The sequence below is a fragment of the Dyadobacter sp. HNCC25DJ183 genome, from assembly GCF_056895175.1.
Map to the genome: position 1 here is coordinate 367,811 of NZ_JBXHAP010000008.1, position 14,127 is coordinate 381,937.

Below are 14,127 nucleotides of genomic sequence, written 5' to 3' on the forward strand. Positions count from 1 at the left end.
AAATGGGTTGTGAATTAGGATCGGTCTGTTGTGTGCTGATTTCGTAATCTAAGTTACTACTGGTTATTTGTAAATCTATTCTTTTGTGGTCAAACCCGAATCTCGTGGGGTTATCTTTTAAATCGAAGGGGTTACTTTATTGGGATAATTATAATAAAAATGAAATCAGTTTGGACGAGCCTTTAAGTTTTCCCAAATAAATGGAAATAATGTTTTTAGCCATAGCTTGCTAAATGCAAACGGATAATATACAGGAAAATGATCACGTATGAAACCCAGGTATTCGTGGTATGCCAAACCTTTCGGACTCATTAAATACTTGATTCTTTCTGAAAGGGTTGTACTCTGTCCGCGCCAGTTATTACCGTGGTCATCTGTACATTCACCCAAAACACCTGGTGCGACAACTACTGAAAAGCCCGCTTTTTTTGCCTTTAATGTATAATCGTAATCCGCAATTCCATGTGTAAAATGATCGGATAATATCCCGACTTTTTGTACAACTTGTGCAGGTACCAACATGATATTTGCGTTTCCGAGATCACATTCCACAGCTTCTTTTGAACTGAATACCTGTACGCTCTTTATAGAGAAATGAGATGTGAGTTTTTTTCCTCCATAAGATATCTTCTGAGAAACAGCGTCCATTGTGCTGCCGATGCAAATGCCTGCTGCGCCGAATTTCTTCCGGGTTGTTTCAGCACATTTCAAGAGTGTATCAAGCGCATCCGGAAATAAAATGGTATCGTCATTAACCAGGAGGTAATAGTCGAAATTTCCCTCGGACGCGCGTCGCCATGACTTTCTCATTCCACCTGCCCAGAACAAGGTACCTGTTCCTTTCAATACCTGAACTTGCGGAAACGATTGTTTTACAGCCTCCGCAGTTCCGTCAGACGACAAGTCGTCGGTCAGGAAAGTAGATAGCTCAACATCATTGTTAATGTCCAGACTATAAAGGCTCTTTAAGCAGCCGAGTGTCTTGTCTTTTCTGTTGTAGGTGGTTAATAATACCGCAATTTTCATTAGTACACAGGAAGTTAGAGGGTAATTGTTTTTATTAATCCTTACTATACAGGCAGTACACTGTTATTACTCTCACGCATTCAAATGCAACATATTCTTGACCCTGTTCATGATGCGGATGCGCATCGGGGGTTTTCTCATAAATCTTTTCTTGGCGTGGTGGCGCTCATATTGGGTGTTAACCGCCAGCTGCACCTGCGAGCCGGTATTTTGCCAGGGCCACGTTTCGCAAAAATGATCTTCCGTTTTTTCACCGCTGGAATGAACACCTTCCAGTCCGATATTACTTACCAGATTGACATTAGGAACCACCGATAATCCATAGTTCAGGAAAAGAGTGTATTGCCATTGATAATCCCAGGTACTCTTCTTTTCCTGGATATACACTTCGTTAAATCTGTCGTACCAATAGCGCGCAATTTTACTGTCGCCGAATAATGCCTGCACTTTTCTCTGATTCTTCATTTCAGGAAGTTTCTCCATCCAGAAATCATATTTATTCCAGGCCCTTTTCCACGTTGCCCAGCCCCAGATATGTCCTATTAAACTGAAAAAGTGATCAGATTGGCCCATTGCAAATTCGCCGTTCCACCGGGTACCTGACACGTGCATGACACGATCATTGTTGTGGTACTTATCCAGCATTACTTTGCAGAAAGAGAAAAAAGAAGGATGCGGTAAACAGTCGTCTTCCAGTATGATTAACTTTTCATTTGTTTCAAACGCCCAGCTGATTGCTGATGATACTCCCATTGCGCACCCCATATTGGTATCAGCAAACCATTTTTCAACCTGACAATCCCAATTAATTTGTGAATCGTCGAACAAGCTTCTGCACGCTTCCACCAATTCGTTTTCTTCGGGCTTTTCTATTCTTGCCGCATCTGAGAATATGTAAAGTTTTGAAGGTTTTAGCTTCCTGATTTGTGCAAAAACATGACAAGTTGTTTCCGGCCTGTTAAATGTGATGAGCAGGACAGGGACATCAAATACTTTTTTACTCATTACGAATCAATCATGAATAGTTAATAATGGGAATTCATTTATAATGCCGAGCTGATTTTCGCTTGCATTGCATTTACTTACAATTTCTTTTGCATTTCATTAATCGAGCGTAATAAGTATCTCTGATTGATGGTGCATACGCAACCACTATTTGATATTATATATAATGGAAGTGTGCATTACAATTTATATTAATGTCATTTAAACTTCCGGTTTTCTGATAGGATTGAAACGGCATACCAGTAACATTGAATACCCTTTTGATCGGCTACTCTTATGATTAATGGAAGTTTATAGGTGTCAGCGTATCATACAGTCTGGAAATATTACCTGCCTCGCTGTATGATGATTGATATTTAAAGAGAGTGTGCTTGATAGAGTACCGATCAACTTGCAGAAGGTCGGTTGGTTTACGAAATCTAAATTAGTAGAAAGCGGAACCAGATTTTCAATTTTGGGGCGATACCCCGTGTATTATGTGGTCAGTTTGATGAAAAGTGGGGTTACATAAAATCTGCTTTTTTGAAGCTTTAAAGGCGTTTATTCTACATTTAAAACCACTTTTTGGAAAAATGAAAACGTTGACAAAATCAAATCTAATGCATCTGAAACTTGTCAGGATTACATATAATATTTGATACATTCAAAAAGCTTTCGCGTTTTAGATAGTTGTCTAACGTAATGCGAAATACTTCGGTGATTTAGTTTACTATATAGTTCTTTCAGGCAGACCTAACTATTTTTTGCGCTCGCTACAAGTCACCGGAAGTTGCAGCTGTTTATTGGAGTTTGGAACAAGCAGCCACTCCCCGTGATAAATGTGGTCTAATTTCTCACTTCTTATTTTGTCTCTCTGTATCTACTGGTTGTGCCACCCTGCAATTCATCCGCTTTCACTGCCCTACAAGAATGCGTTGATTTATCCATTCAGGACAAAATCCAGGACTTCACGGTATCAAAGCTTCCCAAAAACCGACCAAATCACGCCAAGGCGAAGAATTTAGTGTGAAATTGTCGCTTAAATAGTTGCAGGCGTATGTAGAAATACTTTCTTTGCGATAGAATAAAATTTATACGATCGGATATAAACTCTACTCTACTGCAAATTAATTATGACACAACTATACAAGTTCTTTTCGCCGCTAGTGCTGAGTACGCTCATGCTGTTTACGTTGGATGTTTCAGCACAAACCGGAAATGGTATATCTACGCACAGAGGCACTCAGATCGGACTGGTTACCTTCGGGCCTGACGTGGAGACCGGCGTACTGGGAGAGGATAACTTTGTAGATGGTTATGTTAAAAAGCTGGGTACAAGCGAGTTTGTATATCCTGTCGGCGGCAATGGCTCTTTCCGCCCGTTTGCGGCTGCCGCGCCAGGAACAGCCGGTGCCTATTTTCCGGAGGATCCGGGCTCAGATAAAACACGTGAACTGTTCAATGAGGGACCTTTCAACACCCTGATAACCGATCCTGCCACAAGCGCGGTCAGTAACCGCGAATACTGGGATATCGACGGCTCGGCAAGCACAAAGATTACTTTGACCTGGAATGCAGGCAGCGAAATCAATGCGTTGCTGGCAGGCAAAGAACTCAGCAAGCTGACAATCGTCGGCTGGTCTGCTGGCAAGTGGGTCAAAGTGCCGTCCAGCGTTGATAATGAGTCTGTTTTGGGCGGGATAAGCTCACTTACAGCAGGTTCGATAACAACTAGCGAAGAATTTACACCCGATAATTTCAGCGTTTACACCCTCGGGGTAGTAGCAGAGGGATCTTTACCTGTTACGCTTGCAAGCTTTCATGTGAAGGCGGCCGAACAATCGGCAGTGCTGAACTGGGTTACTTCCGCTGAGATAAATAGCAGCCACTTTGAAATTGAGCGCAGTACGAATGGCAAGCAGTGGGCGCAAATCGGTACGCTGGCTGTTGCAACGGGCACGGACACCAATCTGAATACAAATTACCAGTTTGTTGATCAGCATCCATTGCCCGGCATCAATTTGTACCGCCTGAAAATGGTTGATCTGGACGCATCATTTTCATACAGCCAGATCAGGGATCTTCAATTTGACCTGAATACAACCGCATTCATCTACCCAAATCCTGCATCCGGGAAAATTCACTTCAATGGGATTACACAGAGTACCCTGAAAGAAGCCACGTTGATGGATTTGAACGGCAGACCTCTGATCAGGACCGGCAACATCGCAGGCGGACTCGGGATTGCGGATGTCCCGCAAGGCAATTATGTTGTTAATCTGAGGTTCAACAATGGAACAGCGAAGTCACTGTCCGTTGTTGTTGAGAAATAGTATTTGCCTGATGATGAGGGTTTTGTGCTATCAATTGCGCCCATTAACCATAAAGCTGCGCACGTTTTAATTTCAGTTTAAGCGTTTTCAGTTCCACTGCCTGCTGCAATAGCAACTCAGTACGTTTTTTCTGTAGCCTAACCTTGTAACGCTGCATTTGTAAATGCTGCTTTCTGACCAGCAGCGCCTTATTGATATACCCCGCCTGATCGGCTATTGCTTCCAGTCTCTTGAAGTGACGGTGCGACAGCCGTTGTTTTTTTTCTTCTGCATCATGATCGTAGGCAGACACTTGCATTTGGTGCTTCCTTATTAATTCGATTATCTCTCGTTTGATGTCTCCCTCGCTTAGCATTAGTTCTACATTAATTTAGTAACTATTTTAATTACAACTAATTAATTATCAGTGGGGTAAGTTTTCAAAAGCGACCGACAAAAAATTGTGCCCGGATAGGCTCAAATGTTGATATATTGAAAAGAACAGGAAAAAGGAGATTGTAATTAGATTCAGTAGTTTCCTCTGGTAATGGTGCTTTTTTGCAAAATCATTTCATCTCACGCATTCAACTTTTTATACGAATAATTTTATGAAAAAAGGTACACAACTGCTTGCATTGGCGCTTCTCTTAAGTCTGTTTACAACTTTGGCCGCACACGCCCAGGATGGCTGGATATCACTTTTCAATGGTAAAGACCTCACCGGCTGGAAGGTTGGCGCGAATGCCGGCTCTTTCACCATTGTCGACGGTACCATTCAGGTAGCAGGCCCGCGCGCGCATTTGTTTTATGAAGGCCCCGTGAAAAATCACATGTTCAAGAACTTCGAGTTCAAAGCAACCGTGAAAACAAAGCCGGGTTCTAACTCAGGTATTTTCATTCATACTGCTTACCAGGAAGAAGGCTGGCCTGCGCAGGGGTATGAGGTGCAGGTAAATCAGTCGCATACTGACTATAAGCGCACCGGCAGCTTGTATAATGTGGTGGATGTGAAAGAGACTTACGTAAAAGACGACGAGTGGTACACAGAGTACATCAAAGTAGAAGGCAAGCACATTACCATTAAGATCAACGACAAAGTGGTGGTAGATTATGAAGAGACGGATGTTGACAAAAGACAGGGCGATATGAAAAACAAATTCCTTAAATCAGGCACGTTCGCTTTGCAGGCCCATGATCCTAAAAGCATTGTTTTTTACAAGGATATTATGGTAAAACCTTTGACAGAGTAATAATCCAACAGGTTATGCCTGACTATGTTCATTTTGAATCGGTACTTGATCGCCTTCCTAAAAAGGGAGGCGAATTTTATATGATCGTACCTGATGAAGTTGCGTTGCAGTTCGTTGAGGGAAGGAAGCCCGCCCGGGTAAGATGCCTGTTGAATAATCAGGTCGAGTTTCAATGTGCGATCCGGCCCAAGGGTGGAGGAGGTTTTTACATTAACATTGGTACACCTATCCGCCAGGAAGGCAAGCTGCAACTCGGGCAGCAGCTGTCGGCAAAGGTTTGGAAAGATGAAAGTGAATTTGGGCGCGACATTCCGGAAGAACTCGCTGAGCTGCTTGAAATGGATCCGGAAGGTAAAAAAGCTTTTTACGAACAACTCCCAAGTCACCAGCGAGGCATTATTTACTATATATCGGGAGCGAAATCGGTACAGGTGCGTGTAGACCGCGCAATTAAGATGATTAACCGGCTCAAAAACGCAATTCCCCCGGCATAAAAGTGGCTGAACTCACCTGGTAGCCTGGCGGGTTATTCACTAACCAGCCAGGCACCGTTTGGCGGCAAGGTAAGAAGCTGACTTAGGCAGGTCTTTCAGTAAAACCGTCCGGCTTCTTTGTCTCATTCTGCACGATATCATTGATCATTGCGTCGCGTTCCTCGACTGTTCTGTTCAGTATCTCCTGGTTCTCCAGATCGTTGTCGCTATTCGTTCCCTGAAACTGCGTAGTCGCTGGTGTTTCAAACCCGCTTTCGTCGGGAGTAGCAGCGTAATTTGTTGTACCAATGTGGTTCACCGGCATAGTGCCATAATTTTCGCGCTCTTCGCGGAGGCGCAGACTTTGTTCCACCTTCCGCTCAACAATGCGGCTCCTTACCCGCGCACTTGCCTCGCGCCGCTCGATGTCGGCTCCCCAGCTGGTTGCAGCAGCTGTTTTATCCTGGTGCTCCGAAACACTGGGTGGGTTCACGATCGGATCTTCATACTGCTTCCCGGTATTGTCGCTTGCATGCAGGTCTTGCGCACCGGATTCATCCAGGATGGCCGCAGCGATCTCTGCCTGCTCGGTACCGGACGCATGAACGGTTACAATGGTCCCGCGTTTTCCGGCCTGAGTGTAACGCTCCGTTTCATGCTGGTCGCCATTGAACAGGTCGCGGAAGAAGTGGCCGAGGCGGTCGAGCCAATCTGTTTCCGGTTCGGCGGGCAGTGATTCATCCGGGGCAGTTTTGTAGGAAGCGGTCTTGATATCAACTTCTGCGTCTGTAAACCCGCTTGCCAGCAAATTGCGCTGTGCATTCCGGGCTTCACTTTCCATTTCGAATATTCCAACTACTGTTTTTGACATCTCTTTTATTGTTTGAAGTTAGCATTGCTGATGCTGCATGCTATCAATATCTGTGCCGGGACAGCGAAGTGATTTGTAAGTCGTGGCTGATACTTTCACGTACTTGAATTATCCCGGTAATTGGCATGAAACTTGTGAATTAGCCTTTGTGAAACCTACGGCACATTGTTTATCTTGCCGCCCTTATCATAGTATTCTTTTGGAAGATTTATCGAAAACAAACGCAAACATGCGATTGGCCGGCAATGGCCGCATGAGTGAATTTATTCAACATTATAACTGGTCGTATTCTGCTCTGGAAACGCCCGATCGCTGGCCGGTAAGTTTGCGCACACTCGTGCAGATGATGCTGAGTTCCCGCCTTCCAACCGCATTATTTTGGGGAAAAGACCTGGTCACATTCTACAACGATGCATTCGAAGCCAGCTTTGAGGCTAGTGAAGGTTCGCCGGTAATCGGCCAGCCGGCTGCTACCATTTTTAGTGAATCCTGGAATCGCATTGCGGCGCACATAAAATCGGTACTGGAAGGAGGGGAAGCACTTTGGTTTGAAGATGATGTCTTCCCGCTCAAGCTCCATGCGCAGCCTGATCTCAGCCACTGGACTTACAGCATGAGCGCGGTTCATGACGATAACAACGAGATCAACGGCGTGCTGGTCACCTGCCTCCAAACCACCAGATCGGAGGATACTGCAAACCGCCTGCGGCATTCAGAGCAGCGTTTTCAGAATCTGGTACGCGAAGCTCCCGTTGGTATCATCATGCTGAGCGGGCCTGACATGCGCATTGAGATTGTAAATGAAGCATACGCCTCGCTCATCGGCAGGAACGTGAGCGAATTGCAGGGTCGCAGGATTTTCGATATCGTCCCCGAAGGAAGAGACCCTTTTCACGACCTCATCAATCGGGTGCGGCTCTCCGGAGAACCATTGTACCTCTACGCACAGCCTTATTTCGTACTTGTTGAGGAAGGCAGGAAAGAAGGATTTCTGGACCTGGTGTACCAGCCTTACAGAGAAGTAGACGGAGAGATCACAGGTGTGATCGTGCTTTGTCAGAATGTAACGCAGCAGGTACTCGCGAGGCGCCAGCTGGAACAAAGTGAGTCACGGCTGCGGAGCGTAGTGGAAAGTGCACCTTTCCCGATCGGCCTCTATGTAGGTTCCGAAATGCGCATTCAGCTTGTCAACCAGTCAATAATTGAGGTTTGGGGAAAAGGCCCTGATGTAGTTGGCAAATGCTACGCAGAAGTGCTGCCTGAACTCGCAGGAAAAGGGATTTATGAGCAGCTCGATGGTGTGTACCGTACCGGCAAAACTTTTCATGCATCCAATCAGCGCGTAGATCTTGTGATAGAAGGCGAGCTGCGGCGGTTTTATTTCAAATATACATTTACACCCTTGTTTGACGCCGACAGGAATGTTTACGGGGTAATGAACACAGCTGCCGACGTGACTGACCTTGTGCTGGCCCAGGAGCAGCTGCAGGAAACAGAGGCGAGCCTCAGAGGCGCCATCGAACTGGCCCAGCTCGGTTCCTGGGAGCTGGATGTCGCCACCGGCAAGGTTAGCTACTCGGATGCGATCAAGTCCTGGTTTGGTTTCGAGGGAGACCAGATTGTACTGGAAGAGGTCTACAATCCAATTCACCCCGACGATCGCGCGACTGTTGCGACAGCAGTAAGTAAGGCACTGGCGCCGGGTTCTGGGGGGGTGTACGATGCCGAGTACCGCATTATCGCATTCGGGTCAGCGCAGGAGCGGGTCGTGCATGCGCTGGGCAAGGTGATTTATGATGAACACGGCCAGCCTTATAAATTGCTCGGTACTGCCCAGGATATCACATCCTCTCGCCAGCGGCAGGAAGCCCTCGAACAGCTTGTCCAGCTCAGGACCGCCGAACTCGCCGCGCAGAATGAAGAGTACTTTGCCATCAATGAAGAACTCGAAGAAGCGAACCAGCTGCTTTTACGCACCAATGAGAATTTGCAGCAGTTTGCCTACGTTGCCAGCCATGATTTGCAGGAGCCTTTACGCAAGATCCGGCAGTTTAGTGACTTGTTAAAAACGCAGAATGCAGCTGCCAGCGGCAACGACTGGCATTATCTCGACAGGATCCAGTCTGCGGCCGGCCGCATGTCGGTGCTCATCAGGGACCTGCTTGATTTTTCCAGCATCAGTACCGAACTGGAAGCAGCGGAATCCGTTTCCCTTGAAACAGTTGTTAATACGGTCCTTTCGGATCTGGAACTGATTGTTACCGAAACCGGCGCGGAGGTTGTGATAGGTCCGCTACCCAGTGTGCAGGGCAATGCTTTGCAGTTAGGCCAACTGTTCCAGAATCTGATCAGCAACGCATTGAAGTTTCGGAAGCCCGGCTCGATTCCGACCATCCGGGTGAACAGCGCGCAGGTTTTGCAAAGTGAGCTGCCCCGGTCTGTTAAGCCTGTCCGCAATGCAAAAATGTATTACCGCATTGATGTGACCGATAATGGAATAGGGTTTGACGAAAAATACCTGGATAGGATCTTCCAGGTTTTCCAACGCCTCCACTCCAAGCACGAGTTCAATGGGACGGGCATCGGGCTGGCTATCTGCGAGAAAGTAGTGGCTAACCACGGCGGAGCAATCACGGCAGCCAGCCAGCCTGGTGAAGGAGCTTCATTTATGATATTTTTCCCGGTTTAATGCATTACAAAACGCCTCAACCCACATAGATAGCAGAAGATAGATCCTGACAAAGAGTAAGATTTGAGTGAAAACAAGTTTAAATTAATTGACAGTAATGATTGTTTTCCATTCATGCGAAGTTGGTTTGTAGCTTGTTTTCTGATTTTGGCCGGTTTGTTGAGCGGGAGGAGGATGGTAGTGGCCCAGTCGAGCGACTACCAGTTTTCGCGCTACAATGCAGAAAAAGGACTATCCCATAATCAGGTTAATTGCTTTTTAAAGGATAGCCGCGGCTTTGTCTGGGTAGGTACCGCCGACGGGCTCAACCGTTTCGATGGCTATTCTTTCCGGATCTTCAAACACGATCCTGCCGACTCGACAAGCATTTCAGACCATTTTATCAACTCGATTTTTGAAGATCCGGAAGGTTATATCTGGATCAACACCAGGAAAGGTTTCAATATCTACGATCCTTCCACCGAAAGCATTGACCGTAATGCAGACAAGGCAGCACGGCGCCTGGGATTAAGCGACGCCAACTTCGGCGCCATTGTCAAAACGCATTCTGGTGATTACTGGATCAATCACAACAAGCTGGGGCTGGTTAAATACCTGACCAAGAGTAAAAAGCTACTTAAAATCGCATTCCGGCCGCCCGCAGATCCGGCAACAGGATCTCCGCAGACTATTACCGATTTCAATGAAGATAGCCGGGGTAATCTCTGGGTTGTTTACAATGACGGCCTCGTAGCGCGCATTGATGCACAATCCTATCGTACCGGTTTTCAAACTAACCTGGTGAAAGATAAAAAGCTGGGTGTATCGCCCAATTACCGCATTTTTGCAGATGAGCAGGGGCAACCCTGGGTGTATGTGGTCAAAGCGGTGTACGGCGCATTTTATATTGATACTGCAAAAAACCGGCTGCTTGTCGCAAGTACAACCGGGCCTGATTTCCGGCTGAGCAACAATGCGGTCAGCGCGATCGTGCAGGGGCCTGAGGGTAAGATATGGATCGGGACCGACCACGGCGGTATCAATGTTCTTGATAAGACTACCGGCAGTGTCACTACTTTGCTGTCAAATGCAAACGATCCGCGCACGCTCAGCCAGAATAGCATTTTAAGTCTTTACAGAGACCCCACGGGAATGATCTGGGCGGGCACTTTCAAAAAGGGATTTTCAAGCTATCATGAGAACATCTTCAAATTCTCCCTCATTCGTCACCTGCCCGCGGTACCCGGGAGTTTGCCTTTTGAGGATGTAAATGTTTTTACCGAAGATCGCGCAGGGAATATCTGGCTCGGCACCAATGGCGGCGGACTGATTTACTACAACAGGAGCAAGAACACTTTCCGCCAGTACAAGAACATTCCCGGAGATCCCGGGAGTTTGAGCAACAATGTAATTGTGAGTATGTTCCTCGATAAAAGCGGCTTGCTGTGGATCGGAACATACTTCGGCGGGCTGAATAGTTTTGATGGCAAGACTTTCACCCGCTACCTGCATGATCCGGCAGATTCAACAAGTCTGGTTGACGACCGGGTCTGGGAGATTTTTGAAGATTCCCAAAGGCGGCTCTGGGTAGGTACCCTCGCCGACGGGCTGGATCTGTTTGACAGAAATAAAAAAACCTTCAAGCATTACCGCAGGCTGGCCCCGAATTCGGTGAGCTCGGATTATATTTCCGCCTTGCTGGAAGACAAGAACGGCGACCTGTGGATCGGGACTGCAAACGGGATTGATGTATTGAAGCGCAGCACAGGGAAGTTTGTACATTACATGTACGAGGCAGGTAACCCGCTCGGCCTGAGCAGCGACGGCGTCACTTCACTGGCGCTCGACAGTCTGGACAACATTTGGGTAGGTACCTCCGAGGGGCTGAACCGATATGACCGAAAGCGCAACGGATTTGTTTCATACAGCACCAGGCACGGTCTGCCAGATAATTCGATACTGACCATCGTAGTCGATAAAAAGCAGAATCTCTGGCTTGGAACACCAAAAGGTTTGGTAAACCTGCGTGTTACCAAGCGGGCAGCTGGCATTCCGGCGCGATTTGAAGTAAGCACTTATAATGAAATAGATGGATTACAGGGCCGGGGCTTCAATGAAAATGCAGCCTTGCAACTGCGCTCGGGCGAGCTGATATTCGGCGGGGCAAACGGGTTTTCTATTTTCGACCCTGCAAGGATCCGCGATGAACCTTTGGCCACGCCCGTAACACTCACCGATTTTCAGATCTTCAATCAGAGTGTGTTGCCCGGCGAGCTGATTTCGGGCAAGCCGATCCTGGACAAATCCATTTCAGAAACCAGCCGGATCGTTCTCAAACACAGCCAGAATGTGTTCTCGATTGAATTCGCCGCATTAAATTTTTTACACCCCGAAAAAAACAGGTACCTCTACCAGCTCGCAGGCTTTAACAACCGGTGGTTTGAAGCGGACAATACAAGAAAGGTAACTTACACGAACCTGGACCCGGGGACTTATGTGTTCAAGGTGAGAATGAAGGGCGGCAGTGCATCGTCGGAGCGGCGGCTTGAACTGGAAATTCTGCCGCCGCTGTGGCGTACCTGGTGGGCTTATATGATCTATATTTTACTTGTGATCGGCGCATTGCTGATCGCCCGCTGGGTTTTGATCGAGCGGGAAAAGATGAACTTCGAGCTTGAACAGGAGCGGAGGCACGCTCAGCAAATGCACGAGCTGGATTTGATGAAGATCAGGTTTTTTACCAATGTAAGCCACGAGTTCAGGACGCCGCTGACGCTGATGCTCATGCCCCTGGAAAACCTGCTGCACAACATCCAGTCTGACCACGCTGTGCATAAACAGCTCTCGCTGATCCACCGCAATGCAAGGAGATTGCTGAATCTGGTAACCCAGATCCTCGATTTTAAAAAACTGGAAGTAGAGGAAACCCGCTTCAATCCGGAGCCGGGCGATATTGTGCAGTTCATCCGGGAGATAGCCCACACCTTTTCAGACCTGTCAGAGCACAAGCATATCAGCTACGTTTTTGAAAGTGAATTAACCTCACGTTACGCCGATTTTGATCAGGACAAGCTTTCCAAGATCATGTATAACCTGCTGTCCAATGCATTCAAATTCACACCCGAGAACGGCCAGGTAGCGGTAAAGCTGCGGATTTCAACAGATACTGATTCGAAAGAACAGCTGGAAATCAGCGTGCAGGATTCGGGTATCGGCATTCCCCCGGAAGCGCAGCAACGCGTTTTCGAGCGGTTTTACCAGCATCCGATGCCAGACCACATGATCAACCAGGGGAGCGGTATCGGGCTTTCCATTGCCGCCGAGTTCGTGAAAATGCATGGCGGCAGTATCGACCTGCAAAGCAGCGAGGGGCAGGGGAGCATTTTTACAGTCACATTGCCGTTAAGGGAAAGTGCGCCAAGAACAATGCCCGTGGAAGAGCCTGAGGAAGTAGTTCAGGCGCAGCCGGAAATTGATGTGGCGCTTGCGTCAGGAACGCCCGGACGAAAAAGGCCGGTGGTATTGCTGGTGGAAGACAATGACGAGTTCCGCAATTACCTGAAAGACGTACTTGGCCAGGAATACCAGATTTTGGAAGCAGCGAATGGAAAACTCGGGCTCAATGCAACACTTGAAAACGTACCCGACCTGATCGTAAGTGATGTGATGATGCCGGAAATGGACGGAATAGAACTTTGCAAAACCATTAAAACCGACCGCCGCATCTCCCACATCCCTGTCATCCTGCTTACTGCCAAAGCCGAGGAAGAGCAGCAGTTACAGGGTTACCAGACAGGCGCCGACGCGTATGTGACCAAGCCTTTCAGGCTCGACATTCTTCAGGTGCGCATTCGCAACCTGATCCGTCAGCGCGACCAGTTACAAAAGCAGTTTCAGCAGCACATTCAGGTACGGCCAAGTGAAGTGCAGGTGCGCTCGCTCGATGAGGAATTTATCAAAAAGGCGATCAGGGTGGTGGAGGATAACCTCGCCAATCCCGAGTATACCGTCGAAGAACTGAGCGATGCCATGTCGATGAGCCGGGTGTACCTGTACAAGAAAATCAACTCGCTCACGGGCAAAACGCCCATTGAGTTTATCCGTATCATCCGCCTCAGAAGAGCCGCCGACCTGCTCGAAAAGAGCCAGCTTTCGGTATCGGAAATCGCTTATCAGATCGGCTTCAATAATCCCAAGTACTTTGCGAGATTATTCAAGGAAGAGTATCAGGTATTGCCTACCGAGTACCGCCGCCAGGGCAACCAGCTGGAACGGAATAGTTCAATTTAATGATCTGATGTTTTAAAACGGGTAAGGAATGTGAGCGCCACATTCTTTACCCGTTTTTTGTTGCTGATCGGAGTTTTAACTGTAAAAAACGACGAAAAAGTAGCTAAATGTGCCTCTCAGTTTACAAATGATGCCCTAACTGTAAACATTAAGATACCTTCAAACATGATTTTATAAGTCACATTTGTCCAACTATTCATTCGATTTATACCAATCCCTTTACTGCTTACAGCTGTCGCGGAAATGTCTAAGT

9 protein-coding genes are annotated in these 14,127 nt (G+C 47.2%); 5 read left to right on the top strand and 4 right to left on the bottom strand.

Features of this window, described 5'->3' with window-relative positions; translation table 11 throughout:
* Window positions 1–165: 165 nt before the first annotated feature.
* On the bottom strand, window positions 166–1,026 hold the full coding sequence (locus tag AC1XTG_RS21275) for a glycosyltransferase family 2 protein (RefSeq protein ID WP_484843356.1): 861 nt from the start codon (window positions 1,024–1,026) through the stop codon (window positions 166–168).
* A 72-nt stretch (window positions 1,027–1,098) separates the two neighbouring features.
* On the bottom strand, window positions 1,099–2,031 hold the full coding sequence (locus AC1XTG_RS21280; RefSeq protein WP_056283729.1) for a hypothetical protein: 933 nt from the start codon (window positions 2,029–2,031) through the stop codon (window positions 1,099–1,101).
* A 1,112-nt stretch (window positions 2,032–3,143) separates the two neighbouring features.
* Here AC1XTG_RS21280 and AC1XTG_RS21285 point away from each other — a divergent pair.
* A complete protein-coding gene (locus tag AC1XTG_RS21285; protein WP_484843357.1) occupies window positions 3,144–4,343 on the top strand; it encodes a T9SS type A sorting domain-containing protein in 1,200 nt (399 codons plus the stop codon).
* A gap of 43 nt (window positions 4,344–4,386) precedes the next feature.
* Here AC1XTG_RS21285 and AC1XTG_RS21290 read toward each other — a convergent pair whose 3' ends face one another.
* Window positions 4,387–4,641 carry a hypothetical protein gene (locus AC1XTG_RS21290; RefSeq protein WP_157474682.1) on the bottom strand — a complete coding sequence of 85 codons (255 nt, stop codon included), beginning with the start codon at window positions 4,639–4,641 and terminating at the stop codon, window positions 4,387–4,389.
* Window positions 4,642–4,930: 289 nt separating this feature from the next.
* Between AC1XTG_RS21290 and AC1XTG_RS21295 the strand changes: the two genes are divergently transcribed.
* Window positions 4,931–5,572, top strand: a complete 642-nt coding sequence (locus AC1XTG_RS21295) for a 3-keto-disaccharide hydrolase (protein WP_484843358.1) — start codon at window positions 4,931–4,933, stop codon at window positions 5,570–5,572.
* A 14-nt stretch (window positions 5,573–5,586) separates the two neighbouring features.
* On the top strand, window positions 5,587–6,066 hold the full coding sequence (locus AC1XTG_RS21300) for a YdeI/OmpD-associated family protein (RefSeq protein ID WP_056283715.1): 480 nt from the start codon (window positions 5,587–5,589) through the stop codon (window positions 6,064–6,066).
* A gap of 82 nt (window positions 6,067–6,148) precedes the next feature.
* On the opposite strand, the gene AC1XTG_RS21305 is transcribed toward AC1XTG_RS21300, so the two are convergent.
* Window positions 6,149–6,916, bottom strand: coding sequence for a hypothetical protein (locus AC1XTG_RS21305; protein ID WP_484843359.1), 768 nt, complete (start codon window positions 6,914–6,916; stop codon window positions 6,149–6,151).
* A 253-nt stretch (window positions 6,917–7,169) separates the two neighbouring features.
* Here AC1XTG_RS21305 and AC1XTG_RS21310 point away from each other — a divergent pair, with 253 nt between their 5' ends.
* Together AC1XTG_RS21310 and AC1XTG_RS21315 are read left to right on the top strand one after the other, a co-directional pair.
* Window positions 7,170–9,605 carry a PAS domain-containing sensor histidine kinase gene (locus tag AC1XTG_RS21310; RefSeq protein WP_484843360.1) on the top strand — a complete coding sequence of 812 codons (2,436 nt, stop codon included), beginning with the start codon at window positions 7,170–7,172 and terminating at the stop codon, window positions 9,603–9,605.
* Between the two features lie 114 nt (window positions 9,606–9,719).
* A complete protein-coding gene (locus AC1XTG_RS21315) occupies window positions 9,720–13,874 on the top strand; it encodes a hybrid sensor histidine kinase/response regulator transcription factor (protein ID WP_484843361.1) in 4,155 nt (1,384 codons plus the stop codon).
* Window positions 13,875–14,127: the final 253 nt, after the last annotated feature.